This window comes from Collimonas humicola (assembly GCF_018304945.1).
Classification (GTDB): Bacteria; Pseudomonadota; Gammaproteobacteria; order Burkholderiales; family Burkholderiaceae_D; genus Collimonas; species Collimonas humicola.
Genome location: NZ_JAGQEE010000003.1, coordinates 379,593 through 406,034, shown reverse-complemented (window position 1 = coordinate 406,034; position 26,442 = coordinate 379,593). Strand labels below are relative to the sequence as shown.

Sequence of the window (26,442 nt, the reverse complement as noted above, 5' to 3'; positions counted from 1 at the left end):
ATTATCTCGGCAACTCGCGCGATTGCAGGTCGAACGGCACGTCCGTCGGGATTTCTTCCGGATGCTCCTTGTGCTGGAACAGCAGGCCATACTTGGATTCGATGAAGTACACGCGGTTGCCGACGATGACCCCGGATGAGGGATCGTTCAGTCCGCTGACGATGGTGTCCAGCGCCGCGCTGCCGCCGTCTATTTTAGCGATGCTGATCTGGCCGCCGTAAGGGCCGGTCTTGCCGAAGGCATTGCTCTCGAAGATCGCCATGCGGCCGGGAGCGTAGATGCGGATGGCGTCGGCGTTCTTCAGCACGCGCGGCATCTCGATGCGGCTCACCGCGCCGGCTGCGCCGTTATCTTCGACATCTACGCGCAGTACATACGGTACTGCAGCCACCAGGCTGACGTACAGGCGGCGGTCGCCGTCCAGCGCGATGCCGTTCAGGTAGAGGCCGTCGCTGCCGGCGCCCATGCCCGGATCTTCCTTCCAGACTGTCAATTCGGCCGCTCCCGGCTGCAGGCGCAATACGCGCGGATGGAAGGAATCGGTGACGTACAGCGTGCCATGGCTGTCCTGCGCCAGGTCGTTGCAATAGCCTTTGTCCGGCATGGCATAGCTGGCGCGCGGCGCACCGCTGGCGAGGTCATAGCTTTTCAGTGCGCTTGGCGTGGACGGCACGCTGGTGTAGCCCCAGTTGCCCGAGCAGACCCACAGCAGCTGATGCGCTGTATCGACCAGCACGCCCTGGCCATTGGCGAGGCCGTTGGAGCCGGGCGTCACCAGGATTTCCGGCGCGCTGCCATCCGGCCGCACCCGCGCCACCGCGCCTTGGCGCCAGCTGCCTACGTAGAAGGCGCCGTCCGCTCCGGTCGCCAGGCTCTCCGGATACCAGTCCGCCGGCAGGCTCAGGGCCGGCAAGGTCTTTGCGGCGCCGGCGGCACGCGCAGGCTGCGCTGCGCAAGACAAGGCGCCCAGCAAGGCTGTCGACAAGGCGAGACTGCGCAAAAGGCTGTGTGGCTTCATTTTCTTCTCCATATCGTGGCTAGATGTGGCCATTCTCACTCCGGCGCCATGTTTGATAAACTGGCCAATACTTTCAACACTCAACACTCAGGCTTCCGAATGGATAGATTGACCAGCATGGCCGTATTCGTCCGCGTGGTGGAAAAAGGCAGCTTCGCCGCGGCGGCGGAAGAGTTTTCGCTGTCGACCACCATGGTCGCCAATCACGTGCGGGCGCTGGAGACGCATCTCGGCGCCCGCCTGCTGGACCGCACTACGCGCCGCCACAGCCTGACCGAAATCGGCAGCGTGTATGTGGAGCGCTGCCGCGACGTGCTGAGCAGCGTGCAGGCCGCGGATCACGTCGCCGAAGCCTTGCGCGCCGTCCCGCGCGGCAAGCTGCGCATGACTGCGCCGGTGACTTATGGCGCGCACCGGCTGGTGCCCTTGATCGGCGAATACATGACGCTGTATCCGGAAGTGCAGGTGGAGCTGGTCTTGAACGACCGCGTGGTGGATATGGTGGAAGAGGGGTTTGAAGTGGCGCTGCGCTCCGGCGCGGTGGATGGCGCCAACCTGATCGCCCGTCCGCTGCGCTCGTCGCGCATGTTTGCGGCGGCCAGCCCGGCCTACCTGAAACGCCACGGCAAGCCGCGGCATCCAGCCGAGCTGGCCGGGCACAATTGCCTGGGCTTCATGTCATGGGGGAAGGATCACTCCTGGCGTTTTACCCAGGGCGAGCAGCTTGAGGAGGTGCCGGTGCGCGGTTCCTTTGTCAGCAATAACGGCCAGGCGCTGTTGACCGCGGCGCTGAACGGCATCGGCGTGGTGGTGCAAGCCGACGTGCTGCTGGACGCCGCCATCGCTTCGGGCCAGCTGGTGCAGCTATTGCCGAAGTGGAGCCTGCCGGCCCGGCCTATCCATCTGGTGCGCACCCGCGATTCGCGGCCGACCGCCAAGCTGCGCACCTTTGTCGATTTCCTGGTGGAGCGGCTAGGCTAGGCCCTCGTCGTTACAGGCTGAGCCGGTAGAATCTGGTGTCCAGCGCCATGCGCGGGAACGCCGGCGGCAGATCCGCCGGCGCAATCTCGATGAAGCCGTTCTTTTCATAGAAGCGATGCGCCGCCAGGAAGGCTGCTGTCGTGCCGAGAAATACTTCCTGCAATCCCTGTTCCCGCGACCAGTCGACCAATGTCTGCAGCAAGCGCTGCGCGACCTGGTGCTCGCGGCCGCGGAACGGCGCCTGCACGAACATCTTGCGCAGCGCGCCCTGGCGGTTGCCGATGTCGCGCAGCGAGATGCTGCCCACCACCTCGTCTGCCGCCAGCGCCAGCCAGAAATTGCCATGGCCGCTTTGATAAAAATTCGGGATGTCGAGCAGGTCCGGCTGGTCCTGCAAGCTGATGGCGAGGCCGAATTCCTGTTGCTGGATCGGCAGGATCAGGTTGGCGACGCCGTCGCGATAGGCATCCGAGTAGCTGCTGATGGTGATCATTTTTATATCTGGCCTGAATCCATATTTGTCGGTGAAGGTCGATCCTAGCACGCTTGCGGCAGCTTTTGCAGGGGCCTTCCAGGGCGATATTTTTAGCGGACGTTTATGCCAGGACGCCGTTTTTTTACGACATCTTTATACGCCTCCAACTACACTGATTCTGTCACAGCGATCCATGCACGTGCCGCTATGCGTAGCGCATCGCACTTCAGAATGCGCATCGCATCTCCCAAATCATAGGTCAGCAGGCCCTAACGCATAGGAGGAAATATGATCATCACTATTTTCAGCGAAGACGACAGCACCAAACGCGCCATCCTGGCTGCCAACCTGGCGACCTTCTGCGCACGGCAGCATCGCAAGGTCCTGCTGATCGATGCCACTTCGCTCAAGTATTCCTTGCACTGGGGCGAGCGCCGCGCCGCCGCCGACGCCAGGATCAAGCTGGCCGTGCGCGGCATGGAGGGCTTGCCGTCGGAACTGGAAAATCCGCTTTCCTATTATCGCAGCCACTTCCAGGACATCGTCATCGACACCGACGGCAGCGATTCCTGGAATGCCGATTCGGCGCTGGTGGCGACCGATGTGCTGCTGGTGCCGGTCGGTTCGCGCGGCGGCGACCTCAAGCGCCGCGAGAACCTGATCCAGCGCATCGAAGCCCTGCGCCTGTTCAATCCGGCGTTGCGGGTGCTGGTGGTCGGATTGCAAGCCATCAGCGCTTTTGGCGATGCCGCTGGGGCCGAAGGAAGCAGCGATGCCCGCGTCTTCGCCGACAAGGTCCTGACGGCGGCGCTGGCGCAGACCGTGATCCACGAGTGGCTGGAAGACAACCGCCTGCTGCAGCAAGGGCAATCTGTGTTCGACAGCGAGCCGCGCAACCGGCGCGCCGTTGGGGAGATCGAGGCGCTGTACCAGGAGATTGCCCACGCCAGGGATTTGCGGCTGGAAGCCGGCGCCTACAGCCTGGCGATACTGAATGCGATACAACGGCGAACCTTGTCATATGAAACCGCCGAGGCGGACCAGCTCGGCGGCGCTTCAGCGGGCCACGACAGAAACTGAGATCCGCATCTTCCGGCTTCTTGCCAGGCGAAAAAAAAGACAGGCATCTGCCTGTCTTTTCAGCGGCGCCGGGGACGCCTGCTTCAGCGCCGCGGCGTTTCTGGATACATCATTTTGCCGGCACGGCTGCCACCGGCTGCACCGCGAATTTCGGATTGTTCTTCTGCAGATCCGAGGCGTCGCTAAGGATATGCGCCGCTTCGTTCAGCAACACGTCCTTCGCGCTCTTGGCCTTTTTCTCGGCCGCCAGTTCGGCGCTCAGGCTGCGCTCATTCGCTTGCAGGCCGTCGTCCTTGGCATCGGCATCGACGACATCGGCGTCCTTGCCTTTGGCGGCATCGCTGGCGCTATCCTTGGCGCGGGCTTGCAGGCGGGCTTCCTGCTGCGCCATTTCGGCGCGGCGGTCGGCTTCATTGAGAGAGATGGAGCGCTTCTTGCGCTGAGTGTTGACCTCAGTCACGTCTTCCACGAAGCGCTGGTAGTCCTTGTCTTTCTCGACCCGGGCGTCATGCCGGATCTTGAGCTGCGGGGCCAGGTCCTTGATGTCGCCCAGCTTGGCATAGTCTGCCGCCTTGACTTCCGACCATGGCAGCGCGTTGTCGTAGCTCGATTCGCCGAAATTCTCGGTATCCGAGAAACCCGGCAGGCTGACGTCCGGCGTGACGCCGCGCAGCTGCGTGGTGCCGCCGTTGATGCGGAAGAACTGGGCGATGGTCATCTTCAGTTCGCCGAACTTCGGCTTGTCGTTGTGCGCCAGCTGGTCGAGGTTGACCATGGTTTGCACGGTGCCTTTGCCGAAGCTGCCTTCACCGATGATGACGCCGCGTCCGTAGTCCTGGATCGCCGCCGCAAAAATTTCCGAGGCGGAGGCCGAACCGCGGTTGATCAGCACTGCCAGCGGGCCGCTCCACACCGGCGTGGTGCGGTCGTCGGCTTCGACATTGACTTCGCCGCGTGCATTGCGCTGCTGCACGATCGGTCCCTTGCCGACAAACAGCCCGGTCAGGTCCACCGCTTCAGTCAGCGAGCCGCCGCCGTTGTTGCGCAGGTCGACCAGCACGCTGTCGACCTTTTCCTTCTTCAGCTCGTTCAGCAGCGCCGCCACGTCGCGGCTGGCGCTGCGGTAGTTCTTGTCGCCCTTGCCGCGCGCATCGAAATCTTCATAGAACGCCGGCAGGGTGATCACGCCGACCTTGCGGGTGCTGTCGCCATTCTTTACCGAGAGGATGGTTTTCTTGGCGGCCTGCTGTTCCAGGCTGATCTTGTTGCGCACCAGGCTCAGCAGCTTGTGCTTGGCGTCCGGACCGGCATCGGCCGGCAGGATGTCGAGCTTCACCACGGTATCCTTAGCGCCGCGGATCAGCTTGACGACGTCGTCGATGCGCATGCCGACCACTTCGGTCATGGCGCCCTGGGCGCCTTGCGCCACGCCGACGATGCGGTCGCCGACAGCGATCTTGCCGGACAGCTGCGCCGGACCGCCCGGCACCAGCTCGCGGATGGTGGTGTACTCATCGCGCTCCTGCAGCACGGCTCCGATGCCGACCAGCGACAGCTTCATGGCGATGTCGAAATCCGCCGCCGCGGTGGTGCCGAGATAATCGGTATGCGGTTCGATCGATGTCGCGTAAGCGTTCATGAAGATCTGGAACACGTCATCGCTCTTGTACTTGTAGGCGCGCGCCAGCGAATTTTCGTAGCGCTTACTGAGCGTGTCGCGTATCGCCGGATCCTTCTTGCCGGCCAGTTTCAGGCGCAGCCAGTCGTTCTTGACCCGCTTGCGCCACAGGTCGCGGCTCTCGGCCTCGGTTTTCGGCCATGGTTCCTTGTCGCGCACGAAGGCGTACTCTTCCTTCTGGCTGAAATCGAAACCCTGCTTCAGCAGTTCACGCGCATAGGTCAGGCGATCGACGATGCGTTGCTGATACAGGTTGAAAATGCTGAAAGGGATGCTCAGATCCTCTTTATAGATGGCATCGTCGAGCTTGCTGGTCTGGGCTGTGAACTGGTCGATGTCCGACTGGATGAAAAAGAATTTTTCCGGATCCAGCGATTTGACATAGCGGTTGATGATTTTTTCCGCCAGCGCGTCGTCCAGTTTCACCGGCTTATAGTGGAAGCGGGTCAGGAACTGCGCGCTCAGGTGGGCGGCCTGCGCTTGCTGCTGCAACGGCGTCAGGACCGGCGGCGGGCCCGACTCCAGCGCGTGGGCTGCGGTCGAGATTGCCAACAAGATACAAAGCAGACTATTTTTTAGGCGCATATAACCTTCAGTTCGATGTTCGTACTCACGTGAGCGGCGGGAAACAGTAATAACAATAATATTGCTGCCCTTGCTATCAATAATGGCCGCCTGCGGGCCAGGGCCGGCTTGCTATGCAATTCGACTGGCATAGGAGGCAAGCGTTCATTTCGGGTAATTCTACTTGGCTTTGCTTAAGGCTTGCTTAAATCGGAGATTTCCCCGCGCGGCTGCGACTCTCATGCGGTTGATTTGAGTGATTCGGCAATCGGCGCTCAGGAGTGCGCTGCGCCGGCCGCTGCACTTGCCCGGGTTTCCGCTTTTGCATCTTCAAATCCGTTTTTGCTCGCGTATCCGTGATCCTGCTGGTGTCATACCGACAATGATGATCCGGGCTTTCTTCCACATTAATCGGGGCAGAATCATGAGTCAAGAAACAATCAAATTCACTTGATGGGCGCGGAACGTCGGCAAGATCTGGCCGCGCACCGGCTGGCGCATCCATCATGGTTGCGCTAACACGCCGGTGGAAAAACGCGGCCGGCTTTTGCGTCGCGAATGCCGGCCGCGTCAAGCGCGCGATGCTGCGATTTCCAGTGCGCATCCAGGATTTTTCCTGCTTCGCCAAGCGTCATCGACAGGTAACTTGGCGGTCATGCGCCGGTCATACAGCGGCTATAGAGTCGGGCTTTTCTTTCTATATGGAAATGACATGGCGCACTCAAGTCGTAGAAAATTTCTCAAAGGTTCTATGGCAGCGATGGGGGCGACCATGTTGCCGCCGGCTGTCCAGCAGGCGCTGGCGGCGCCTGCCGTCAGCGGCACGCTGGGTTCGATCGGGCACGTCGTCATCTTTTGCCAGGAGAACCGCTCCTTCGACCATTACTTCGGCACCATCAAGGGCGCGCGCGGTTTCAACGACGATCACGCCGCCACCATCCAGGGCACGTCCCGCAACGTCTTCAGCCAGGCCGACAGCACCGGCGCCCTGTACACGCCTTGGCGCCTCAATTCCAGCACTTCCTCGGCGCAGTGGCTGTCGGATGTGCCGCACGATTTGAATACCGGCACCGCTGCCTGGAACAAGGGCCGCAGCGACAAGTGGATTCCCAACAAGGGCATGAATGCGCATACCTACATGACGCGCAGCGACCTGCCGTACCACTATGCGCTGGCCGATGCCTTCACCCTGTGCGACAACTATTTCTGCTCGGCGCGCACCTCGACCAATCCGAACCGCCTGTACCTGATGAGCGGCACCATCGATCCGCAGGGACTGAACGGCGGCCCCGCCACCACCAACGGCTTTACCTACGGCTCGCTGACCTGGCAGACCTATCCGGAAGCGCTGCAGGCGGCCGGCATCAGCTGGCGCACCTACCAGGAAGTCGACAACTACGACGACAACGCGCTGGCCTGGTTCAAGCAGTTCCAGAACCTGCCGACCAATTCGCCGCTGTATATCAACGGCGTGCAGACCCGGGTGCTGGCGGACTTCCAGAACGATGTCACCAACAACACCTTGCCGGCGGTGTCCTGGATCGTCGCTCCGGCGGCCAAGTCGGAACATCCGAGCGGCTCGCCGAACGTCGGCGTCGATTACGTCAACCAGTTCCTGCAGGCGCTCGCCTCGAATCCGGCGGTGTGGGCCAAGACCGCTTTCATCTATACCTACGATGAAAATGGCGGCTTCTACGATCATGTCACCACGCCGACGCCGCCGGCCGGCACCGCCAACGAATTCGTCAGCGGCGTGCCGATCGGCCTCGGCTCGCGCGTACCGACCATCGTCTGTTCGCCGTGGAGCCGCGGCGGCTGGGTCGCCAGCGAGGTATTCGATCACACCTCGACTATCCAGTTCCTGGAAAAATGGACCGGCGTCACCTGTCCCAACATCAGCCAGTGGCGGCGCGACATCTGCGGCGACCTGACTTCCTGTTTCGATTTCACCACCAGCAATGCCGCCTTCCCGGTGCTGCCGAATACCGCCGCGCTGGCAACCCAGGCCGCCGGCCAGCAAAGCCTGCCGAAACCGGTGCCGCCGGCAGCCAGCACGGTCATGCCGCCGTATGAAGCCGGGCAGAAGGCCCTGCGCGTGCAGCCTTACCAGTTGAACGGCTGGCTGACGCAAGACCTGGCCAACAAGCAGATCTGGACCAACTGGAGCAACGGCGGCAGCAAGCCGGCGCCGCTGCAGATCAACCTGGACAACTACCGCACCGACAACCCGTGGATGTACACCATGGCGGCCAACGCCACGTCGCGCGACTACTGGCATGTGATCAGCTACGGCAACGGCTACTACGACCTGGAAATGCTGGCGCCGAACCAGTTCTACCGCCGCTTCAAGGGCTATCTCAGCGCCACCGCATGGCAGGGCCAGCCGCAACCGCAGGTGCAGCTGACCAACAACGGCGCCGGCCAGAGCGTCGCCATCCTGTTCGACAATAGCGGCACCAGCAACACCGCGGTATTTACGCTGCTGGACCGGATCACCGCAGGCAGCGTCAGCAGCCAGACCGTCACGGTGGCGCCGAAGCGGAGCACGACCATCCAGTTCAGCACCACCAACGGCTGGTACGACCTGAAGATCACGCTGGGCGGCGACAGCAACTTCATGCAGTCGCTGGTGGGCTACACGGAAGGCCAGCAAGGCCTGACGCGGCCGCCGGTGCTGCGCTGGTAAAGTAGGAGCTGGCCGATCCGGCGTCGTGCCTTGAGCGGCGCCGCCGGATCGGCAACATCGGCGACAAGTTGCGGACCAGAGCATGAATGAAAAGAAAGTGGCGATAGGGCTGGGCGTGGCCGGCTGTGCGTTCATCGCACTGCTGGTGTGGCTGACCGTGCCCGCTACGTCCTCGCAAGCGCCGATAGCGCTGCTGCCGGCCAGCGGCGCAGCCGCGGCTTCAGAAGCCGTCGTTTCCGGGGCGGCTGCGCCTGTCAGCGCCGCCGCTGCCCGCACTGATAGCGATTGTTCCATGCAGCGCCTGGATTCATGGCGCCTGATCAGCGTCGAGATGGGCGGCTACCGCCAAGCCGGCATCGCCGTCTTCAACAATGAGCGGCGCGGTTCGCTCACGGTCAGCGAAGCGCAACGTTTCGACGGCGACCTGCTGCTGGAAAAAGTGAGCAGCAATTCGGTCGCCTTGCGTTGCGGCCAGCTGGTGCAGACCAAAGTGCTGGGCGAAAGCCGGACTTCGGTGGAATTGCCGGCCAACCCGGAAATGCGAACCGCGCTGCCCGCGCCGGCAGGCAATTAGCCGCCGTGCATTGTCTCTCGCATGAGAGGCCGTCATTGCTGCTATCCTTGGATTTTCAAGCCGCGCGGACGCCGCCATGAAATGCCATCTCCTTGCCATAATTGCAGCACTGATCCTGATGCCGGCGCTATCGGGCGCGGCGCCGGCCGGCCATGATTTCTCCAGCCGTTTCAAAGCCTGTTATGCCGCTGCCGGCAGCGACGAGTCGAAGTCGGCCTGCCTGGCTGCAGAACTGGAGGTGCAGAACAAGGCCGTAGCCGATGCGCATCAGGCCGCCGCGCAGGCATTGAGCGGTGCCGACAGGCAAAAGCTGACCGACGATTTCGTGGAATGGAAAAAATCGATATTGCTGGATTGTTCGCTGCAGGCCGACAGCCAGAAAGTGGCGGTCGCAAGAGAAAACGCCAGGAAGTACTGCCTGATCGAGCGCAGCCTGGCGCACAGGAATGCCGATGAAGTCATCCGCCAAGACAAAACCCTGAACCGCTGAAACATGAAGGCAGCCGGGTCTTGCCCGGCTGCCGCGCTTTTGTCGGATTCCTGCCTGGTCAGGCCTTGACGCCGACGATCACATGGGATGCCTTGAAAATCGCGACCACCGCCTTGCCGGCCGCCAGGCCCAGGTTTTGCGCACTTTCCTGGGTGATGATGGCAGCCAGCGTCTGGCCGCCCTTGAGGCTGACTTCCACTTCGGTATTCACCGCCCCCGGCTTGACCGTCTTGACGGTGCCTTCCAGGCGGTTGCGGGTGGAAAACTTGATGCCGGCGTCCGGCGTCGACAAGATGATCCACGGCGCCTTGACCAGCGCCAGCGCTTCCGAGCCGGTCTTCAGGTCCAGGTACTTGGTGCTTTCGCGGGTGATCACGGCCACGATGCGGTCGCCGCCGGCGAGCGTGATCTCGACTTCATCGTTCACCGCGCCGGCGTGAATGGCTGTGACCTTGCCGGCGAATTCGTTGCGTGCGCTTGTCAGCATGTCAAACTCCTTGTTTGTCTATCGGGCTCCAGGCCAGGCGCCTGGAAAAGGGGGAGTTTCATCATACGCCAATGCGCCGCGACGGCGTTCATGCGCTGCTGTTAATCCCTATGTCATTGGCGTGATAATCGGCGCGATAATGGGCGTGATACGCAACTGACGATTGAGTTGATGTTGCGATCGGGTACTACTCGAATGGAAAGCGCAAGCCGGCATCCGCGCGCGCCATGTCCAGTGTCGCGATCATGGCGCGCGACAGCTCAAAGCTCATGATCTCGCTGCGTATTTTTTTATCGCGCAGCAGATTGGTGAAATGCTGGGCTTCATGGCACAGGCCGTCGCCCAGGTACGCGGCCGACAGTTTCTCGCTGGCGCCGGATTCTCGCACCAGCAGCGCCCTGGAGGGATTCCACCATTTGCCTTCGATCAGCAGATGTCCCTGGCTGCCGCCGATCAGCGCGCGGCCGTCGCTGGCGCTGCGCATGCCGGAAAACAGGCTGGCCATGCCGCGCGCATGGCGGGTACTGAGCACCGCCGTTTCGTCGACGCCGCTGGCGCCGATATCCAGCAGCGCCTTGACCCGGGATGGCGGGCCGAGCAGGTCGCAGGCCAGGAAGGCTGGATAGATTCCCACGTCCAGCAGGCTGCCGCCGGCCTGCGCCGGATCGAACACCTTATGCGCGCGGTCGTGGAACAGGTAAGAGAAACCGGCATCGACAAAATTGACCTCGCCGATCGCACCGTCGCCCAGCAGGGTCTTGATCTGCCGGTAGAGCGGATAGAAGGCCGGCTTCATCGCTTCCATGAACAGCACTTGCTGCCGTTCGGCCACCGCCAGCACCGATTCCAGCTGCTGCAGGTTGGGCGCCGCCGGCTTTTCCGACAGCACCGCCAGCCCGGCTTGCAGGCAGGCGATCGCGTAAGAGGCATGCTCCATGTGCGGAGTGGCGATGTACACGGCGTCGATATCCGCCGCCAGCAATGCATCCAGGCTGGCGTAGCTGTGCGGCAGCTGGAAACGCGCGGCAAATTCCTGCGCCGATGCCAGCCGGCGCGAGAACACGCCGGCCAGCCGGGCGCCCTGTACGTATTGAAAATCAGCGGCGAAGCGTTCGGCGATGCCGCCGCTGCCTATTATTGCCCATCGAATCATGTGCGTCCCGGGAAAAATTTCTCAGCAGGGTTCATCTCAGGACTCATTCAACAGCCCGGTCTTGAGCGCGCTTTCCTGGTTCCTGAATATCGCCATGGCGGTGTTCATGCGCTTGAATCCCAGTTTTTTGTAGAAGCCTTCTTTGCCGGGAACCGCGTACAGGATGATCTTCTTGTGGCCGGCGGAGAAATCGCGCAGCCGGGTGATGATGGCCTTGCCCAGGCCCGTTCCCTGGAAATCGGGATGCACCGCGACGTCGCAGATATAGGAACAGTCGACACCGTCGGCCAGCGCCCGGCCGACGCCGACGAGCTGGCCATGCTCAAAGACAAAACATTTGTAGCGGCTGTTGGAAAAAGCCAGCTGCAACTCGGCCGGGTCCTTTTCACCCAGCGGCGCGATCCGGTAAAGCTGTGACAAGGCGCTCCAGTCGATCGCCGCCTGCTCGTCAATCCATTCCATCTCCTGCTCCTTTGCCGGCATGCCAAAGCGACACTGTAGCGCCAATTGCCGCCGGCGAGAAGCAGTGGCGCTGCAGGCTGGCTTACAGCTGGTCGCGCAGGGTGATCTGCAGTTCGCGCTTTTCCGTGCCGGACAAGACTGAGATCTTGACCGTGCTGCCGGCCGGTTCGGTGCGCAGGCGCTTGCGGAAGGTGGGCAGCTGGGCAGAGGCCACTGCCGCGCCGTCGACCGCGACGATGCGGTCGCCGACCAGCAGGCCGGCCGCTGCCGCCGGTCCGCCCGGGGTGACGTCGACCACGTCGAAGGCCTGGTCGCCGGCATTGATCCACATGCCGGCACGGTCGAACACGCCGCTGTCTGCAACCGGGGCGGCGCGCGGCTTGAGGTACATGATCCGGTTGCCGTAGTCGAAGGTGACGGCGAAACGCTTCATGAAGCCGCTGCCGACATTGCCATCGTAGTTAGTGTCGGAAAATGCGCCCTTGTCCTGCAGCGCCAGGCTGTTGATGACGTTCTCCTGCCGTACATCGCCCAGCGTCAGTTCGCTGCCGCGCACCACATACGAGTGCGACGGCCCGCCCACGCCCCAGCCGTCTATCGCCAGCGCGCCGTGCGGATGGCTTTCGCGCCATTTGTTTTTATCGACGAAGGGTTTGGTCAGGGTGATTTCGGAACGCGAGCCGGTGTCGATATTGAAGCGGCCGGGGACGCCGTCGACCGTGCCCGTGACCTGCACGCTGTGGTCGTAAAACTTGAACGGCACCGGCCTGCCGGCCTCGGCCGGCGAGAAGCTGGCGGGATCGGTCAGGGTCAGGGTTTGCGCGCCGTAGTCGAAGGTGGTGACGAAGCGGCGGAACACCTCAAAGCCGATCATGCCGTCTTCGTCGAAGCCCTCGGTTTTGGCCGAACTGAAATTGAGCACGAAGGCTGGCGTGTCGCTCATGGTCATGGCGCCGACCTGTATCTTGTCGACCTTGACATAGCCGGTGCTGACCGTCTTTTCGCCGGCGCCGCCTGATTGCGCATCGCCCTTGGGCTTGAGGCCCAGCGCCGCGGCAGTCGCCGGCGTCAGGATGTTGTGGCCGCCGGTGTCGAAGATGAAGCGGAACGGGCCCTTGCCGTTGATGAAGACCTTGGCGTAGACATGGTTGTTGAGCAGTTCGAACGGAATCGTGGTGCTGCCGCCCGGCAGGCTCAGGTTGCTGCGCGACCAGGACGGCGGCGCATAGGCGCTGGCCGGCCGCGCCGGCAGGAAACGGGCTTGCGTCAGCGTCTGCAGTTCCGGCGGGCCGCCGCTGTCGCTCTTGATGCTGCCGGCAAGCATGACGCCGTCGACCGCGCGATAGTCGGCATAGCGGATGGTGGTGGTGAGGAACAGCTGCGCTTCGACGACCTTGGCCAGCAAATGCGATTGCTGGTCGAACCACGCCTCGAACGGCTTGCCGCCCTTGGGGACGATCTTCAGCACGGTGTAATTACGTTCGCCATCCTGCCTGCTGCCAAGGCTGCTGATGGCGGCGCCGCCATGATCCGGCAGCCACCACTTGTTGGCGTTTCGATAAGCTTCGTTGACCGCCAGCTGGATACGGTCGCCGCCTTGCTCCGGCGTCACCGCGCCGGATTGGTCGCGCATCCAGGGCAACTGGCCGTCGTAACCGCTGGCGCCGCTGGTCGGGTCGGTATCGAAGGCATCGATGAAGAAGCCGCGGCGGGCGTCGCTGATGGATGTCACCGTGCCGCTGAGATCGTTGCCGCTATAGGCATAGACCGCCTGCAAGGTCGCCTTGCCGCGCCAGGCGGCGCCGCCGGCAGCGCTGCGGTAGGCCGTTAGCGTCCTGGCGGCGTCTGCTGCCTGCTGCGCGCCGGAGGCGGCAGGCTGGGTGGCCAGATTCTCTGCGGCTTGCAGAGCGCTTGTGCAGGTCGCTGAAGCCACGGCGCAGGCCAGCATCAAGGCATTGATGCTGGCGTGGCGGCGGCGGGCCTGTCCCATCGGAGAAGTTTTTGGTTTCATGGCCGGATGATGCCGCAGCGGCGCGGAAATTGTCTTGTATCTATTTGACCTCGTTGCGCCAGGCGCCTGGCGAGCGTCCGGTGACGGCGCATACCGTGCGGGTCATGTGCGACTGGTCGGCAAAACCGCAGTCGATGGCGATCTCGGGCAGGGACTGTTCGCCGGCGACGATGCGGCGCCAGGCCAGTCGTCCGCGCAACTGGGCGCGATAGGCGGAAGGGCTGATGCCGAATACCTTGCGGAAGCCGCGCGAAACGGTGGCGTCGGCCAGGCCGCGTTGTTGCGCCCAGCTTTGCAGGCGCAGGTGCGGATCCTGCGCCAGGTCGGCGGCCAGCTGGTCCGGCCAGTCGGCCATGGGCAGGGGCGCGGCGCGCATATTGGAGAGCACGAATGCGACCGCTTCGCGCGGGTCGCGCTCGGCCAGCCGCGCAGCGCTGTCCGGATCGGCGATCTGCATCCGCGGCGCCGCCGGTTCCTGCCAGGTGTGCAAGGGAATATTCAATATCAGGGAGCTGGCGGAAATATAGCGGTTCAGGTGCGCCTCAAAGGCGCCGTGCACCACGATGTCGCCGGCGCCGACCAGGAAGCGGCCGCGATCGCCGGCCTCTTCGTAGCGGCCCGAGAGGACCAGCGCCAGGTAGCTGGCATCGTGGCGATGGCGCGGCATGAGCTGGTCGCCGCGCTGGTATTGCAATTGACAGGGAACCGGACTAAAACAGGATGCATTCACATTCAGCCTCGCCGCAAGATGGAATCAGGGTGCCATCTTTATATACTACGAGCGGCCGCTGCGGCAATCCTGGAAGCGGCAAATCCGCGGTTTTTTTAGTTGCCCGGCTGGCAGCGTCGGCGGCGCCGGACGGAAATCGTGGCCGCATTGGGCCAGGCGGGATGCATGGCGCGGCGGCTTTTTGCAATAAAGATGACGTTCCAGCAAGCCTTCTTCCACCAGCGCATGCCGGCGGGTTAAGCCGGAGTGCGTCACGACAGCAGCTGCGCGCCCTTGGCGGTAAGCGACACCACGCCGTCCCTGCCGGGCCGCGAATCGACCAGGCCGTCGGCGCAGGCGTCTTCCCAGATCATGAAGCGCGGGCAGGAAGTTTTCCACACATCGATGGTTTCAGAGTAGGGATGCTTACCCTGCGCGATCCATTCCAGCAGTTGCAAGGTCAGTGAATGATGGGCGTCGGCCATGACGATTCTCCTTTCGGACAGCGGCACGATTGCCAGCCTACGCCGATTCGGGAATTCCTGCTGCCGCGCGCCGCGCATATTCTCCGGCTTGCAGCGATCAGCCCTTCCAGGTCCGCTGCAGGCCGGTATCGGCATGGATCCAGCCGTCGCGCTTGCCCGGCCGGTAGTAAAAGCCGACGCCGCCCTGGCGGAAGCTGCGGATCAGGCCGCCCAGGACGTCAGGCTCCAGCTGCGCCAGGCGGATGTCGGCTGCACGCCCCTCCAGATGCAAGGACTTGCGCGCCGCCGGCACGCCGCTTTCGATCAGGCCCTGGTTGGTCGCCGGGGTGCGGTATCCCGACAGGATTTCCAGCGGCTGCACCATGCCGTAGCGGGCGATGAAGGCCTGCGTGCCCCACAGCGTTTCCAGCAGCTTGGGGTCGATCGCTTCGGTTTTCTTGGCTTGCACGTCGCGCAGCAGATGGCACAGCTGCTGATAGGCGGAATCCTGCACTTCGCCGTCTTTCCAGTACAGCAGCTTGGCGTACTCGCCGCTGGCCGGGCGCGAAACTTCCAGCACGCGCGGCTTGAGCCAGAAATCCATGTCTACCAGCTGGGCGTCGAAGATGTCCGGCGGCGGATCCATGGTGGCCTGCATGCCGGCCGCGGCTTCGGCAGCGCCGCCGTTGACAGCCGACTTGGCGATGGCCAGTTCGCCGGAAAACAGCCCGGCGGCGCCCAGGAATAAACTTTTTTGCAGGAATTTTCGGCGCGTCGGCATGGCGGTCCAGATAGAAAGGGATGCAGAATTTTATCTCACCGCCTTCCATTTGAGTAGCACTGCCTGCCGCCGATCCCGCCGCTTCAGCAAGTCAGCGGCTGGCGCGCAGACGTCGCACCTGCAAGGCGGGGCCGATGGAAAACACCTTCCGCAAACTGGAATGCAAGTGCCGGGCGGCGGCAACGCTCAGGGCTTCTCTGCCGGGTTTGCTCTAGGGCTTGTTAACATTCGATTGGCGCCGTTGCCGGGCGCGGCAGCGGAAAGATCCTGTTACTGGCATCATGCGTGGATATCCCGGCTGGTTCGGCGATCGTCGATGTGTGCGGTTAGCCGGACGCCTTTCATGTTTTATTTCAAGGATGTGGTGTATGTCAGTTATTTCTTCCGCGTGCAAGACCGTTGCCATCGCAGCGCTCCTCAGTTTTTCCATGGCGGAGAGCGTCTTTGCGCACGCCCACCTGAAAGCCGAAGTGCCGGCGCACGATACCGTCGTTGCCGCTGCGCCGACCTCGCTGAGGCTGGAATTTTCCGAAGCGCTTGAGCTTGCATTCAGCGGCGCGGCTGTGAGCGACGCCGGCGGCAAAAGCGTCGCCACCGGCGCCGCCACGCTGGCGCCGGACAGCAACATGGTCTTGCTGGTCCCGCTCGGCAGCCGCCTGGCGGCCGGCGTCTATACGGTGACGTGGCATGCGCTCTCGCGCGACGGCCACAAGAGCAAGGGCAGCTACAGTTTTACGGTCCGTCCTGGATGACGCTGGACGCTGTAGTCGCAGGCAACAGGCTGCTGCATTACCTGGCGCTGATGCTGGTCTTCGGCAGCAGCGTCTTCCTGTGGAAAATCGCGGCGCCCGGGCTGCGCGTGCAGATCGATCGCCGCCTGATGTTGGCAGCGCGCATGGCGGCGCTGCTGACGGCACTGGCCGGCCTGCCCCTGCAAGCCGGCGAGATCGTCGGCAGCTGGCAAGCCGCCGTCGATCCGGCTGTGCTGTGGAAACTGCTGTCCACCGCTATCGGCCAGACCTGGCTGTTCCGCGTGCTGCTGGCTTTGCTGCTGCTGGCGGTCGGCATGCTGCGGCAGCCAGGCCGGCTGCGCGGCGTCGCCATCAGCGCCGGCGTCCTGCTCGCCAGCCTGGCGCTGAGCGGACATGCCGCCATGGACCAGGGCTTGCGCGGCTTCCTGCACGGCGTCAATCATGCTGCGCATCTGCTGTGCGGCGGCGCCTGGCTCGGCTCGCTGCTGCCGGTCCTGCTGTGCCTGCGGCTGCTGGCCGATCCTGTCGCCGGCGGCGATGCCAGCCTTACCCTGCGGCGCTTCTCCAGCGCCGGCCATGCCGCCGTCGCCGGCGTCCTGCTTAGCGGCGCCATCAACACCATGCTGGTGCTGGGCCGCTGGCCGACCGACTGGTCCTCGCCTTACCAGCTGCTGCTGTCGCTGAAAATCCTGCTGACGGCGGCGATGGTGGCGCTGGCAATCCTGAACCGCTATGTATTCGTGCCGCGCATGAAGAGCGCTGCGCCAGCCGCCATCGACGCGCTCCGGCGTTCCACGCTGATGGAAATCTGCCTCGGCATGGCAGTGCTGGCGCTGGTGTCGGTATTCGGCATGCTGGAGCCGGTTTGAATTTGGCGTCATCGGCTTTTCCCTGATCGCCTTCAGCTTGGCTGCTGGGATTCCAGCCACCTGTCGCTGGCGTCGCATCGCGAGGAAATCGCCGGCCCGATCCTGGCGGCTGCCGGCCGCAGCCGTTAGCTGTTCAGGCGGACAATGGGCCGGGCTATTTCAGGAACACCGGCATGGACAGCTGCTTGCCCTTGGTGTCGACCACGTTGGCCATTTCATGCACCACCCGCGCCTGCACATTGTCCGGCAGCCGTACATAATCCAGGCTGCTGGCCAGCGTGTCGCCTTCCATGAAGGCCCAGGTAAAGAACTGGATCACAGCCTTGGTCTGTTCCGGCTTGCTGGTCACGCGGGGGACATAGACATAGGTGGCGCCGGTGATCGGCCAGCTGCCGGAGCCCGGCTTGTCGGTCAGCATTTCTTCAAAATTGCCGGTGTTTTTCCAGTTGCTGTTGGCCAGCGCGCTGTTGAAGGAATTGGCGTCCGGACGCACATACTGGCCGTCGCGGTTTTTCATCTGGGCATAGTTGAGATTGTTTTCGATGACATAGGCAAACTCGGCGTAGCCGATCGCGCCCGGCGTCTTTTTCAAGGCGGCGACCAGGTCGTTGCTGCCCTTCAGGGCCTTGATGTCGGCCTGCCACGCGATGCTGAAATTGCGACCGTACTGCTGCTTCCATTCCGGGCTGACGGCGCTGAAATAGTCGGTCAGGGTGTAGGTGGTGCCGGAGCCGTCGGCGCGCGCCAGCGGCACGATGTGCAAGCTGGGCAGCGTCAGTTTCGGATTGTCCCTGGCGATGACGGCGTCGTTCCATTTGTCTATCTTGCCGAGATAGATGCCCGTGATTGCCTCCGCGCTCAGGCGCAGCTCGCCGTCCTTGATGCCTGGCAGGTTAATGATCGGCACTACGCCCGAGATCACGGTAGGAAAATCCAGCAAGTTGAATTTCTTCAAATCGGCCATCGACATCGGTGCGTCGCTGGCGCCGAAATCGGTTGTTCCTTCTTTGATTTTCTTGATGCCGGCGGAGGAGCCGATCAGTTCGTAGGCCAGCTTGTTGCCGGTTTTCTTGTTATAGGCGGCGTCCCATTTGAGGTAGAGCGGAGCTGCTGCCGTCGAGCCGGCGCCGCTGATATCGGTGGCATGGGATACGCTCAGGCCGAGCGCGCAGGAAAGCACAAACAAATATTTCAACATTTACAACCTTACGCATGAGTGTCTTTGAGAGCTGCAGCAAATTCCGTATTTTTGCAGCTGGGCCTAAGCCGAGCGGCATTTTCGCAGAAAAGTGCGGCGGCGGCATGAACGGACAGTACTGTGCAGTTTCGCGCGGCAAGGAGCTGCCGATTCCCTGGCCCGGAATGAGAAAGGCGGACCGTGATGGCGCCGGGCGCATCAGCAGGGGAGTTGTCCGATGCAAGCTTTGCGTTTGTGCCGCCGCAAAAGAAAATGTCCGTTTGCATGTAAACTTGCAGCACACTTTTCCAGGATATCCATGTTCACTTCCACTACTGCAGAGATCGACGTCGATTACGCACTGCTGGCGCGCCAGGCCGCCAGCATCCTCGACGGGGAACGCGACCAGAACTCCAATGCGGCGCAGTTCTCCGCCTTGGTCTACCAGACTGTCGCCGATCTGAACTGGGTCGGGTTTTACTGGGTGCGGCCGCGCGGCGCGGCGAGCAGCCATGGCGACGCGCAGGAATTGCTGGTCGGGCCGTTCCAGGGCAAGGTCGCTTGCGCGCGCATCCAGTTCGGCCGCGGGGTCTGCGGCGCTGCCGCCGTCAGCCGCGCATCGGTGCTGGTGCCGGATGTGCACGCCTTTCCCGGACACATCGCCTGCGATGCGGCATCGAATGCCGAGATCGTGATCCCGGTGATCAAGGATGGCAAGCTGTACGGCGTGTTCGACATCGACAGCCCCAGCCTGAACCGTTTCCGGCCGCAGGACTTGCAAGGCCTGGAAGCCTTGCTGGCGGTGTTCGTGGCGGCGACGGATTTCGAGTAGGCGCCGGGCGCGGTATGCAGGCCGCGCTGTATTTTTTTAAAGAGACGGAAAGCGATGCGCCTGCCTCCGCCAACTCTATCAATGCAATGGCTGCGCAAGAATCGCCCGTTGCCTCGATGCGGGACGATCCCCTCGGCGCGACCATTTCAACCCGCGCCACACCGCTGCCCTTGTCAATGCCAAAAAATGGCAATGCCCGGCTGGGCTAGCACACCTTGGCCAGACGATTAATGACATTGCAATCGGCAATCCCTGCTCGCTAAAGCGCAATGCTTGCATTTTTGATATTGCCCTGGCAATGGCAATCAGGAGAGAGATAGGATTTGTATTCCACATAAGCCGACGCAAGAGTGGTGACCGGTTTGTCGCCGGTGTTTTCCAAAGTAAATCGATCTGCCATAAGATTTTCTATAGTCAGGCCAAAATTGTTCTCGGTTGCGAGTAACTTGGCGCGGCGCTTATTATTCTTTTTGCAATTCCGTGCGTTGCCGGCGAAATGATGAGACCGCAAAGCGGCAGTGTTGGGATTGCTAACGCCGCCTTGCTCGCAAGCGAGCATTGGAATCTCCATAAATGAACGCCTCATAAAGGAAATCATGTCACTACACCGCGTTATTTTTCTGCTCGCCATGCTGGTTGTCATCCCGACCTGGGCGCTTGATTTTCAAGCAAGTCCTGCCGTTGCTGAAATATTCAACAAAGCCAAAGTAAATGGCACTTTCGTTCTTTACGATCCAAGCACACAGCGGCTCACCGGTTACGATCAACAGCGTGCAGAAACCCGCTTCATCCCGGCGTCGACCTTCAAAATACCCAATAGCCTCATAGGTTTGTCCAGCGGCGCGGTCAGTAGCGTTGATGAAGTGTTTTATCACCACGACGGCAAACCGAAATTCTTGAAATCCTGGGAGCATGACATGGGCTTGCGGGAAGCCATGGCGACTTCCAACGTTAACGCTTACCAGTTGCTTGCGCGGCGCATAGGCTTGGAGCGCATGCAAAAAAATATTGCCATGCTCAATTACGGCAACGCCGATATCGGCAAGTCGGTAGATAGTTTTTGGCTGGAAGGGCCGCTGAAAATCAGCGCAGTCGAACAAACAGCCTTCCTGGCGCGCCTGGCGCAAGGACAACTCCCTTACCCGGCAGCCGTGCAAGCTGCGGTGCGCGATATCACCAAGCTGGAAGAGGGCAGTGATTGGGTACTCCATGGAAAAACCGGCTGGGCCAGCAAAGATGACCCTGGTGTCGGCTGGTTTGTGGGGTGGCTTGAGCAAGCCGGAAAAATCTATAGTTTTGCATTGAACATCGATGTCGTTCAGGATACCCCGCCGCCGGCCTTACCTAGCGCACTGGCAAAGCGCGTGGAAATTGCCAAGGCCAGTTTGCGGGCGCTAGGTTTGTTGAGCACCGCTGCACCGGCAATTGAACGCGTCCAATTGCCCAATTCTGATTTTCCGGTGTTGCAGGCAGTGCTTGTGCCGCCGAATGCCAGTACCGTCTATCTGAGCGGCATGTTGCCCGAGGTGAGCAACAAAGATGCTGCGCAAGGTTCGTTGGAGGCTTACGGCGATACTGAGACGCAAACAGTATCGGTGCTGCGCCGCGTTGAAGCTGCCTTGGCCAGGCAAGGCCTTGCCATGGCGGACGTGATTCAGCTGAGAGTGTATCTGGTGGCTGATCCGCGCAACAAGCAGCAAGCCGATTTCGCCGGCTTCCAGGCCGGTTATAGCAAATTCTTTGCGACTAAGGAACAACCGAACAAGCCAGTGCGAGCAGTGGTCCAGATTGCTGGCCTTGCTCCGCCCGGCGCGCTGGTGGAAATCGAGGCGACGGCCGCCAAAGTGAGGTGAGGCTTACCTGGAGCCAGGCAGGGCTGCAGCCATGCTCCAGTTTTTTCCGCAACGCGGAGTACTCCCGTGCACAAAATCGATCGCCGGCGAGTTCAAGCGCGGTTCTTGGATGCCAGCCACTCGCGCCGCTGCCCCAGTACGGCAAACAATTCCACGATGATAGCCTTGACCTTTTGCACGGCGTTGCTGAGCAGTTCGGAATCATGCCAGCACAGCGACAGCTCGCGCGAAAACAGCCGGTGATCGACCGCGGCCAGCTTCAGCTTGTGCTCATCCAGTTCGACGTGGGCGGCCGACCAGGGCAGGATGGTGACGCCCAGGCGGGCGATGACTGCGGCGAACAGCAGCGCGGTGGAACTGGCCTCGAAGCGCACTTCGGACGCCAGGCCCGCCTCGCTCAAGGCCCAGTCGACGCGGCTGCGGATCGAGTTCGGCGCGCTCGGCAGGATCAGCGGCATGCGCGCCAAATCGGCCAGCTGCACCGGCGCCTCCGGCAGCGGAAAATCCGGCCAGGCGATCAGGTGCAAGGCTTCGCTGATCAGCCGCTGCGCCGCCACGCCGCGCGTTTCGGCCGCATCGGCCACCACCGCCAGCTCGACCCGGCCGCCGCCGATCAGGCCTCCGAGGTCGGCGCTGGGCGCCTCGATCAATTCCAGCACGATGCCGGGAAAGCGTTCTCGCACCATGCGCGCCAGCGGGATCGCCAGCACCCGCGAGGTGCTGGACGGCATGCCCACCGAGACTTTCCCTTGCGGGAATTCGGCATCCTGGCGCAGCAGTTCGCGCGTGCCGTCGGCCTGCCGCAGCAGCCCGGTCGCGTGGCGGTAAAGGGTGAGGCCGGCGGCGGTCGGCGCTACGCCATGCACGCTGCGTTCCAATAACTGCATGCCGAGGTCGCGCTCCAGGTTGCGCATCTGCTGGCTGACCGCCGGCTGGGCGATATGCAGCGCCTCGCTGGCGTGCGTGACGTTGCCGCATTCAACCACTTTGACGAAATACCGCAATTGGCGCAAATCCATGTCCAGCTCCTCCAGCCTGTTGATCTTATAGCGTCATCCTATACGTTAATCCTATGGAGCAAGCGGAATAACATATTTTTAAATTATTGACTGTGTTTCTATACTTGTCCCACAAAACAAGCGGGCACGGCGACCAGCCGTAGCTGCACCACCACGGCCGCCACAGGCCGACAAGGAGACAAGCATGGACAAGGCAATCGGATTAACCGCGCCCGGCGTCAAGCCGCGGCGCACGCCCCTCAGCCGCGAGCAGATCGGCGGCTTCTGGGCGGTATATTCAGGGTGGGTGCTGGACGGCGTCGATTCGGTGATCTATGCGCTGGTGCTGATCCCGGCGCTGACCGAGCTGCTGCCGGCCTCGGGCATCGCCGCCACCCCTGGCAATCTCGGCATGTACGGCTCTATCCTGTTCGCGCTGTTCCTGATCGGCTGGGGTTTGTCTTTTATCTGGGGGCCGCTGGCCGACCGCTTCGGCCGCGTCAAGACGCTCGCCGCCAGCATCCTGATCTATTCGGTATTCACCGGCGCCGCCGCGTTTGCCCACAACGTCTGGGAGCTCGCGGCGTTCCGCCTGATCGCCGGCATCGGCGTCGGCGGCGAGTGGGCGCTGGCCGGCACCTATGTCGCCGAAAGCTGGCCGGAGGACAGGCGCAAGATGGGCGCCGGTTATCTGCAGACCGGCTACTACGTCGGCTTCTTCATCGCCGCCTGGCTCAACTACACCATAGGCGCTGCCTACGGCTGGCGCGCCATGTTCCTGTGCGGCCTGGCGCCGGCCTTGCTGGCGATCTTCACGGTGCTGCGGGTGAAAGAGCCGGGCCAGTGGCGCAAGGATGCGCATAACAAGCTGGCCGCCAGCGCCACCGTGGTGCGCAGTTCTTTCCGCGAGCTGTTTGCGCCGGCCTTCCGCCGCCGCACCATCACCAGCGCTTCGCTGGTCGGCGTGGCGGTGATCGGCTTGTGGGCCGGCTCGGTGTACGAAGCCAGCGCGGTCGTCACACTGGCGACGCGCGCCGGCATCGATCATATCGGCTCCGTGCACCTGGCCTCGATAGGCGCGGCGATCCTGTCGTTCGCCACCATACTCGGCTGCCTGGCGGCGCCCTGGCTGGCCGAGCGGCTGGGCCGCAGGACGGCGCTGGGCATCTATTTCGCCGGCATGGCGCTCTCCATCGTGTTCGCCTTCGGCTGGGTGTTCTACCTGGCGGACGGCCTCAAGCTGTTCATGGTGTCCTTGCTGTTCCTGGGCTTCTTCGGCGGCAATTTTGCGATCTTTTCGCTGTGGCTGCCGGAACAGTATCCAACCCGGATACGGGCTACCGCGTTCGCTTTCAACGCTTCCATCGGCCGCTTCCTCGGCGCCGGCGTCAACTTCCTGCTGGCGGCGGCGATCCAGTGGCAGGGCTCGCTCGGCCTGCCGGTGGCCTGGACCGCGGCGGCTTTCGTGCTTGGCCTGCTGATCCTGCCGTTTGCGGTGGAAACCCGCGACCAGCAGCTGCCGCAATAGCTGTCACTCATCGACTGGAGAAACAGATGCAAGCACTACAAGGTATCAAGATCGTCGACCTCAGCCGCGCGCTGTCAGGGCCATTCTGTTCCATGGCGCTGGCCGACATGGGGGCCGACGTGATCAAGGTGGAGTCGGGGCCGTGCGGCGACATGAGCCGCGGCTGGGGGCCGTTCGACCGCGGCGTCAGCACTTACTATTTGTCCTGCAACGCCAACAAGCGCGGCATCTGCCTCGACCTGCGCAATGCGCAGGGGATGGCGGCGCTGCAGCAACTGATCGACGGCGCCGATGTCGTCATCGAGAATTTCAAGCCGGGCACCATGGCTGCCATGGGGCTTGGCTACGAGGCGCTGAGCGCGCGCAACCCGCGGCTGGTGATGGGCAGCATCAACGCCTTTGGCGCCGACGGTCCGCTCAGCGGCTGGCCCGGTTTCGACCAGATCGCCCAGGGCTATTCCGGCATGATGAGCCTGACCGGTTTTGCCGACGGCGACCCCACCCGCACCGGCACCGCCATCGGCGACATGAGCTCCGGCATGTGGCTGGCCATGGCGATCCTGGCGGCGCTGCTGGAACGGCAGCGCACAGGACGCGGCCAGCATGTCGGCAGCTCGCTGCTGGCCAGCCTGGTCGGCTTGCTGAGCGTGCACGGCCAGCGCTATCTCAGCCTGGGTGAAATCCCGCAGCGCACCGGCAATGCCCATTCCGTGATCGCGCCCTACGGCGTCTTCGAGACCGCTGACGGCCCGCTCAACCTGGCGCCGATCACCGCCGACATGTGGCTGCGCCTGTGCCAGCTGCTGGAACTGCCGGCGCTGCCGGACGATCCGCGCTTCGCCAGCAACGAATTGCGGGTCGCCCATCGCGAAGAGTTGAAGGTCTTGCTGGAAGCGCGCCTGAAGACGCGCAGCAAGCGCGAATGGAGCGAGCAGTTCGTCGCCGCCGGCTTGCCGGCCGGGCCGATCAATACCCTGGCCGAGGTGTTCGCCGATCCGCAGGTATTGCATTGCCGGCTGGTAGAAAGCGCACAGCATCCAACCCTGGGCGAGCTGCGGCAGGTGGTGACGCCGGTGAAAAGTTACGCCGCCGATGCTGGCCCTGCGGCCGGCCGGCGGCCGCCTCCCGGCCTCGGCCAGCACACCGTGGAGGTGCTGCGGGAAGCCGGCTTCCCGCAGGCTGCGATCGATGCGTTGCTGGCCTCCAAGGCGGCGCATCAGGAGGCGGTGCCGGCGCCAGCATCGGAGCCGGCGGAAGAGGCGGCGCAATGAATCCGACAGACAACGCAGCCACGGTCACCAGCCGCATCATCGAAGAGCGGATCGGCCATGTCCTCTTCAGCAATCCGGCGCGCCGCCATGCGCTCAGCGCCGAGCTGCTGGAGGCGCTGGAACAACGCCTGGCAGAACTCGCAGAACGGCGCGTGCCAGTGCTGCTGCTCGGCAGCGGCATCGGGGACGACGTCTGGAGCGCCGGCCACGATCTCAGCGAACTGGCGCTGGACCGCGATCCTGTCGCCTACGGCAAGCCGCTGGAGCGCGTCTTGCGCGCGATACGCGCTTATCCGGGAGTCGTGATCGCCATGGTGTCGGGATCGGTGTGGGGCGGCGCGGTCGACCTGGCGATGAGCTGCGACCTGGTAGTGGCGGACCGCAGCGCGCGCTTTTCCATGACGCCGGCCAATATCGGCCTGCCTTACACCACCAGCGGGCTGCTGCGCTTTTTCCACAACCTGCCTATCCATGTGCTCAAGGAGATGTTCTTTTGCGCGCTGCCGCTGACGGCCGAGCGCGCGCTCCAGTTCGGCGTCATCAACCGCATGGCCGACAGCACCATGCTGCAAGCGACGGCGCTGGAAATGGCGCACGGCATCGCCGCCAAGGCGCCGCTGGCGGTGCGTGCAGTGAAGGAGCAGTTGCGCATCATGGAAGACATGCAGCCGCTGCCGGTGCAGGCAATGGAACAGATCGCGGAACTGCGGCGCCGAGCTTGCGCCAGCGCCGATTTCAGCGAGGGACTGGAAGCGTTCAGCCAGCGCCGTCAGCCGCTGTTCCGCGGCGTCTGATTTGCCGCCGGCGGCAGCGGAATCGGGCTTTCCGGGATAGATTCATTTCAACTATCTAACTGCTGAAAGCGCATAAGGAAATGTGTCGCAGCCAATAAAAATCCGCGTTTCATTCGAGGCGCATGTTCTTCTCGATCTTGGCCGCAACCGTATTGCGGGCCTTGCTGCTTTTTCACCTGTCACTATTCACAGCTGCGGATATGAAGAGAGAAGACTAGTCTGAACAGACCGGCCCAGGGACGCAAAATATCAACGCTGCAAGCAGCGCCAGGATGAATGTTCATACCGGCGCCGGTGCTGTAAATCTGTTTTTCAATCAATGGTAAAACTACTTATATCGAAGGAGTAACAGCGATGGCACAACTTCTATTGTGGGGCAGTATTGAAAAAGATGGCACGATCGTCAGCAGCTCGGGCGGTTTCAGCGTGAAGCGTGAAAGCACCGGCAATTATTCGATTCTGTTCAAGAACCAGTTCACCAGCAATCCCGCCATCACCGGCGCGCAATGGGGCTACGGCACCGGCCAGAGCACCTTGGACAACGTGATCTTCCCGTCGCTGTCGGGCGGCGGCGCCACCGTGCAGACGGGCGACGCCAACGGCAAGTATACCGACCGCAATTTCAGTTTCATCGCGGTTGGCAATACCGCTTGATGCCAGCAGCAAATCGTCGTCCGCCTGACGCTGGATGAACGACGCTACAGATGCATGCCGGAAGCGCAGGCTGGTCCGGCTTCCGGCAGCTGCATCGATCA

27 protein-coding genes and 1 pseudogene are annotated in these 26,442 nt (G+C 62.7%); 15 read left to right on the top strand and 13 right to left on the bottom strand.

The annotated features are described in order from the left end of the window. Nucleotide 1 precedes the first annotated feature (1 nt). The gene (locus KHU30_RS13365; protein ID WP_230427361.1) at nt 2-1,018 is read right to left on the bottom strand and encodes an SMP-30/gluconolactonase/LRE family protein; all 1,017 of its coding nucleotides are present in this window, start codon (nt 1,016-1,018) and stop codon (nt 2-4) included. Between the two features lie 99 nt (nt 1,019-1,117). Here KHU30_RS13365 and KHU30_RS13360 point away from each other — a divergent pair, with 99 nt between their 5' ends. Beyond that, complete coding sequence (locus tag KHU30_RS13360) at nt 1,118-1,999, top strand: LysR family transcriptional regulator (RefSeq protein ID WP_211443090.1); 882 nt, start codon at nt 1,118-1,120, stop codon at nt 1,997-1,999. A gap of 10 nt (nt 2,000-2,009) precedes the next feature. Here the strand turns inward: KHU30_RS13360 and KHU30_RS13355 are convergent, their stop codons facing one another. Continuing rightward, complete coding sequence (locus KHU30_RS13355; protein WP_211443089.1) at nt 2,010-2,492, bottom strand: GNAT family N-acetyltransferase; 483 nt, start codon at nt 2,490-2,492, stop codon at nt 2,010-2,012. A gap of 270 nt (nt 2,493-2,762) precedes the next feature. Between KHU30_RS13355 and KHU30_RS13350 the strand changes: the two genes are divergently transcribed. Further along, nucleotides 2,763-3,554, top strand: coding sequence for a hypothetical protein (locus KHU30_RS13350; RefSeq protein ID WP_211443088.1), 792 nt, complete (start codon nt 2,763-2,765; stop codon nt 3,552-3,554). Nucleotides 3,555-3,663: 109 nt separating this feature from the next. Here KHU30_RS13350 and KHU30_RS13345 read toward each other — a convergent pair whose 3' ends face one another. Then, entirely contained in the window at nt 3,664-5,784 is a 2,121-nt protein-coding gene (locus KHU30_RS13345) for a carboxy terminal-processing peptidase (RefSeq protein WP_413541689.1), read from the bottom strand. A gap of 667 nt (nt 5,785-6,451) precedes the next feature. Here KHU30_RS13345 and KHU30_RS13340 point away from each other — a divergent pair. The 3 genes from KHU30_RS13340 (at nt 6,452) to KHU30_RS13330 (ending at nt 9,546) form a co-directional block, all read left to right on the top strand. After that, nucleotides 6,452-8,482, top strand: coding sequence for a phosphocholine-specific phospholipase C (locus KHU30_RS13340; protein ID WP_329956679.1), 2,031 nt, complete (start codon nt 6,452-6,454; stop codon nt 8,480-8,482). Nucleotides 8,483-8,564: 82 nt separating this feature from the next. Beyond that, nucleotides 8,565-9,056 (top strand): hypothetical protein, encoded by a 492-nt coding sequence (locus tag KHU30_RS13335; RefSeq protein WP_211443085.1) that lies wholly within the window; start codon nt 8,565-8,567, stop codon nt 9,054-9,056. Nucleotides 9,057-9,132: 76 nt separating this feature from the next. After that, on the top strand, nt 9,133-9,546 hold the full coding sequence (locus KHU30_RS13330; protein ID WP_211443084.1) for a hypothetical protein: 414 nt from the start codon (nt 9,133-9,135) through the stop codon (nt 9,544-9,546). Between the two features lie 58 nt (nt 9,547-9,604). Here the strand turns inward: KHU30_RS13330 and KHU30_RS13325 are convergent, their stop codons facing one another. The 7 genes from KHU30_RS13325 to KHU30_RS13295 form a co-directional block, all read right to left on the bottom strand. Continuing rightward, complete coding sequence (locus tag KHU30_RS13325; RefSeq protein ID WP_211443083.1) at nt 9,605-10,033, bottom strand: TOBE domain-containing protein; 429 nt, start codon at nt 10,031-10,033, stop codon at nt 9,605-9,607. A 187-nt stretch (nt 10,034-10,220) separates the two neighbouring features. After that, the gene (locus KHU30_RS13320) at nt 10,221-11,186 is read right to left on the bottom strand and encodes a Gfo/Idh/MocA family protein (protein ID WP_211443082.1); all 966 of its coding nucleotides are present in this window, start codon (nt 11,184-11,186) and stop codon (nt 10,221-10,223) included. Between the two features lie 36 nt (nt 11,187-11,222). Further along, entirely contained in the window at nt 11,223-11,648 is a 426-nt protein-coding gene (locus KHU30_RS13315; RefSeq protein WP_211443081.1) for a GNAT family N-acetyltransferase, read from the bottom strand. An 82-nt stretch (nt 11,649-11,730) separates the two neighbouring features. Next, nucleotides 11,731-13,659 carry an aspartyl protease family protein gene (locus KHU30_RS13310; protein ID WP_211443080.1) on the bottom strand — a complete coding sequence of 643 codons (1,929 nt, stop codon included), beginning with the start codon at nt 13,657-13,659 and terminating at the stop codon, nt 11,731-11,733. A 40-nt stretch (nt 13,660-13,699) separates the two neighbouring features. After that, nucleotides 13,700-14,326 (bottom strand): helix-turn-helix domain-containing protein, encoded by a 627-nt coding sequence (locus tag KHU30_RS13305; RefSeq protein ID WP_211443079.1) that lies wholly within the window; start codon nt 14,324-14,326, stop codon nt 13,700-13,702. Nucleotides 14,327-14,640: 314 nt separating this feature from the next. After that, entirely contained in the window at nt 14,641-14,853 is a 213-nt protein-coding gene (locus tag KHU30_RS13300) for a hypothetical protein (RefSeq protein ID WP_211443078.1), read from the bottom strand. A 97-nt stretch (nt 14,854-14,950) separates the two neighbouring features. Beyond that, nucleotides 14,951-15,613 carry a YcbK family protein gene (locus KHU30_RS13295; RefSeq protein ID WP_211443077.1) on the bottom strand — a complete coding sequence of 221 codons (663 nt, stop codon included), beginning with the start codon at nt 15,611-15,613 and terminating at the stop codon, nt 14,951-14,953. A 368-nt stretch (nt 15,614-15,981) separates the two neighbouring features. Here KHU30_RS13295 and copC point away from each other — a divergent pair, with 368 nt between their 5' ends. Then, a complete protein-coding gene (gene copC / locus KHU30_RS13290; RefSeq protein ID WP_211443076.1) occupies nt 15,982-16,365 on the top strand; it encodes a copper homeostasis periplasmic binding protein CopC in 384 nt (127 codons plus the stop codon). Continuing rightward, nucleotides 16,362-17,234 (top strand): copper homeostasis membrane protein CopD, encoded by an 873-nt coding sequence (copD, locus tag KHU30_RS13285; RefSeq protein WP_211443075.1) that lies wholly within the window; start codon nt 16,362-16,364, stop codon nt 17,232-17,234. The genes copC and copD overlap by 4 nt, the downstream gene beginning before the upstream one ends. A 154-nt stretch (nt 17,235-17,388) precedes the next feature. On the opposite strand, the gene pstS is transcribed toward copD, so the two are convergent. Continuing rightward, on the bottom strand, nt 17,389-18,432 hold the full coding sequence (gene pstS, locus KHU30_RS13280; protein WP_211443074.1) for a phosphate ABC transporter substrate-binding protein PstS: 1,044 nt from the start codon (nt 18,430-18,432) through the stop codon (nt 17,389-17,391). 298 nt (nt 18,433-18,730) lie between these two features. On the opposite strand from pstS, the gene KHU30_RS13275 reads away from it, so the two are divergent. Both KHU30_RS13275 and KHU30_RS13270 read left to right on the top strand, forming a co-directional pair. After that, complete coding sequence (locus tag KHU30_RS13275) at nt 18,731-19,243, top strand: GAF domain-containing protein (protein WP_211443073.1); 513 nt, start codon at nt 18,731-18,733, stop codon at nt 19,241-19,243. Nucleotides 19,244-19,257: 14 nt separating this feature from the next. Further along, a complete protein-coding gene (locus tag KHU30_RS13270) occupies nt 19,258-19,452 on the top strand; it encodes a hypothetical protein (RefSeq protein ID WP_211443072.1) in 195 nt (64 codons plus the stop codon). Nucleotides 19,453-19,502: 50 nt separating this feature from the next. Here KHU30_RS13270 and KHU30_RS13265 read toward each other — a convergent pair whose 3' ends face one another. Further along, nucleotides 19,503-19,814 (bottom strand): hypothetical protein, encoded by a 312-nt coding sequence (locus KHU30_RS13265; protein WP_211443071.1) that lies wholly within the window; start codon nt 19,812-19,814, stop codon nt 19,503-19,505. Nucleotides 19,815-19,839: 25 nt separating this feature from the next. Between KHU30_RS13265 and blaOXA the strand changes: the two are divergent. Further along, nucleotides 19,840-20,649 (top strand): annotated as a pseudogene (gene blaOXA / locus KHU30_RS25745) (class D beta-lactamase); the annotation flags it as partial. Nucleotides 20,650-20,703: 54 nt separating this feature from the next. After that, a complete protein-coding gene (locus KHU30_RS25740) occupies nt 20,704-21,096 on the top strand; it encodes a RidA family protein (protein ID WP_407928082.1) in 393 nt (130 codons plus the stop codon). A gap of 92 nt (nt 21,097-21,188) precedes the next feature. On the opposite strand, the gene KHU30_RS13255 is transcribed toward KHU30_RS25740, so the two are convergent. Further along, nucleotides 21,189-22,115 carry a LysR substrate-binding domain-containing protein gene (locus KHU30_RS13255; protein ID WP_211443069.1) on the bottom strand — a complete coding sequence of 309 codons (927 nt, stop codon included), beginning with the start codon at nt 22,113-22,115 and terminating at the stop codon, nt 21,189-21,191. 184 nt (nt 22,116-22,299) lie between these two features. On the opposite strand from KHU30_RS13255, the gene KHU30_RS13250 reads away from it, so the two are divergent. The 4 genes from KHU30_RS13250 to KHU30_RS13235 all read left to right on the top strand — a co-directional run bounded on the left by KHU30_RS13250 (nt 22,300) and on the right by KHU30_RS13235 (nt 26,341). Beyond that, a complete protein-coding gene (locus KHU30_RS13250) occupies nt 22,300-23,622 on the top strand; it encodes an MFS transporter (RefSeq protein ID WP_211443068.1) in 1,323 nt (440 codons plus the stop codon). A gap of 26 nt (nt 23,623-23,648) precedes the next feature. After that, complete coding sequence (locus tag KHU30_RS13245) at nt 23,649-24,893, top strand: CaiB/BaiF CoA transferase family protein (RefSeq protein ID WP_211443067.1); 1,245 nt, start codon at nt 23,649-23,651, stop codon at nt 24,891-24,893. Then, a complete protein-coding gene (gene scpB / locus KHU30_RS13240; protein WP_211443066.1) occupies nt 24,890-25,687 on the top strand; it encodes a methylmalonyl-CoA decarboxylase in 798 nt (265 codons plus the stop codon). Before KHU30_RS13245 ends, scpB begins: the two co-directional genes overlap by 4 nt. Before the next feature lie 354 nt (nt 25,688-26,041). Next, the gene (locus tag KHU30_RS13235; protein WP_230411288.1) at nt 26,042-26,341 is read left to right on the top strand and encodes a hypothetical protein; all 300 of its coding nucleotides are present in this window, start codon (nt 26,042-26,044) and stop codon (nt 26,339-26,341) included. The last annotated feature ends 101 nt before the right edge of the window (nt 26,342-26,442 follow it).

Bases quoted from the DNA above. Each gene is read 5' to 3' on its own strand.
- KHU30_RS13365 (WP_230427361.1), bottom strand. From the start codon at position 1,018: ATGAAGCCACACAGCCTTTTGCGCAGTCTCGCCTTGTCGACAGCCTTG.
- KHU30_RS13360 (WP_211443090.1), top strand. From the start codon at position 1,118: ATGGATAGATTGACCAGCATGGCCGTATTCGTCCGCGTGGTGGAAAAA.
- KHU30_RS13355 (WP_211443089.1), bottom strand. From the start codon at position 2,492: ATGATCACCATCAGCAGCTACTCGGATGCCTATCGCGACGGCGTCGCC.
- KHU30_RS13350 (WP_211443088.1), top strand. From the start codon at position 2,763: ATGATCATCACTATTTTCAGCGAAGACGACAGCACCAAACGCGCCATC.
- KHU30_RS13340 (WP_329956679.1), top strand. From the start codon at position 6,452: ATGCGCCGGTCATACAGCGGCTATAGAGTCGGGCTTTTCTTTCTATAT.
- KHU30_RS13335 (WP_211443085.1), top strand. From the start codon at position 8,565: ATGAATGAAAAGAAAGTGGCGATAGGGCTGGGCGTGGCCGGCTGTGCG.
- KHU30_RS13330 (WP_211443084.1), top strand. From the start codon at position 9,133: ATGAAATGCCATCTCCTTGCCATAATTGCAGCACTGATCCTGATGCCG.
- KHU30_RS13325 (WP_211443083.1), bottom strand. From the start codon at position 10,033: ATGCTGACAAGCGCACGCAACGAATTCGCCGGCAAGGTCACAGCCATT.
- KHU30_RS13320 (WP_211443082.1), bottom strand. From the start codon at position 11,186: ATGATTCGATGGGCAATAATAGGCAGCGGCGGCATCGCCGAACGCTTC.
- KHU30_RS13315 (WP_211443081.1), bottom strand. From the start codon at position 11,648: ATGGAATGGATTGACGAGCAGGCGGCGATCGACTGGAGCGCCTTGTCA.
- KHU30_RS13310 (WP_211443080.1), bottom strand. From the start codon at position 13,659: ATGAAACCAAAAACTTCTCCGATGGGACAGGCCCGCCGCCGCCACGCC.
- KHU30_RS13305 (WP_211443079.1), bottom strand. From the start codon at position 14,326: ATGCCGCGCCATCGCCACGATGCCAGCTACCTGGCGCTGGTCCTCTCG.
- KHU30_RS13300 (WP_211443078.1), bottom strand. From the start codon at position 14,853: ATGGCCGACGCCCATCATTCACTGACCTTGCAACTGCTGGAATGGATC.
- KHU30_RS13295 (WP_211443077.1), bottom strand. From the start codon at position 15,613: ATGCCGACGCGCCGAAAATTCCTGCAAAAAAGTTTATTCCTGGGCGCC.
- copC (WP_211443076.1), top strand. From the start codon at position 15,982: ATGTCAGTTATTTCTTCCGCGTGCAAGACCGTTGCCATCGCAGCGCTC.
- copD (WP_211443075.1), top strand. From the start codon at position 16,362: ATGACGCTGGACGCTGTAGTCGCAGGCAACAGGCTGCTGCATTACCTG.
- pstS (WP_211443074.1), bottom strand. From the start codon at position 18,432: ATGTTGAAATATTTGTTTGTGCTTTCCTGCGCGCTCGGCCTGAGCGTA.
- KHU30_RS13275 (WP_211443073.1), top strand. From the start codon at position 18,731: ATGTTCACTTCCACTACTGCAGAGATCGACGTCGATTACGCACTGCTG.
- KHU30_RS13270 (WP_211443072.1), top strand. From the start codon at position 19,258: ATGCAGGCCGCGCTGTATTTTTTTAAAGAGACGGAAAGCGATGCGCCT.
- KHU30_RS13265 (WP_211443071.1), bottom strand. From the start codon at position 19,814: ATGGAGATTCCAATGCTCGCTTGCGAGCAAGGCGGCGTTAGCAATCCC.
- KHU30_RS13255 (WP_211443069.1), bottom strand. From the start codon at position 22,115: ATGGATTTGCGCCAATTGCGGTATTTCGTCAAAGTGGTTGAATGCGGC.
- KHU30_RS13250 (WP_211443068.1), top strand. From the start codon at position 22,300: ATGGACAAGGCAATCGGATTAACCGCGCCCGGCGTCAAGCCGCGGCGC.
- KHU30_RS13245 (WP_211443067.1), top strand. From the start codon at position 23,649: ATGCAAGCACTACAAGGTATCAAGATCGTCGACCTCAGCCGCGCGCTG.
- scpB (WP_211443066.1), top strand. From the start codon at position 24,890: ATGAATCCGACAGACAACGCAGCCACGGTCACCAGCCGCATCATCGAA.
- KHU30_RS13235 (WP_230411288.1), top strand. From the start codon at position 26,042: ATGGCACAACTTCTATTGTGGGGCAGTATTGAAAAAGATGGCACGATC.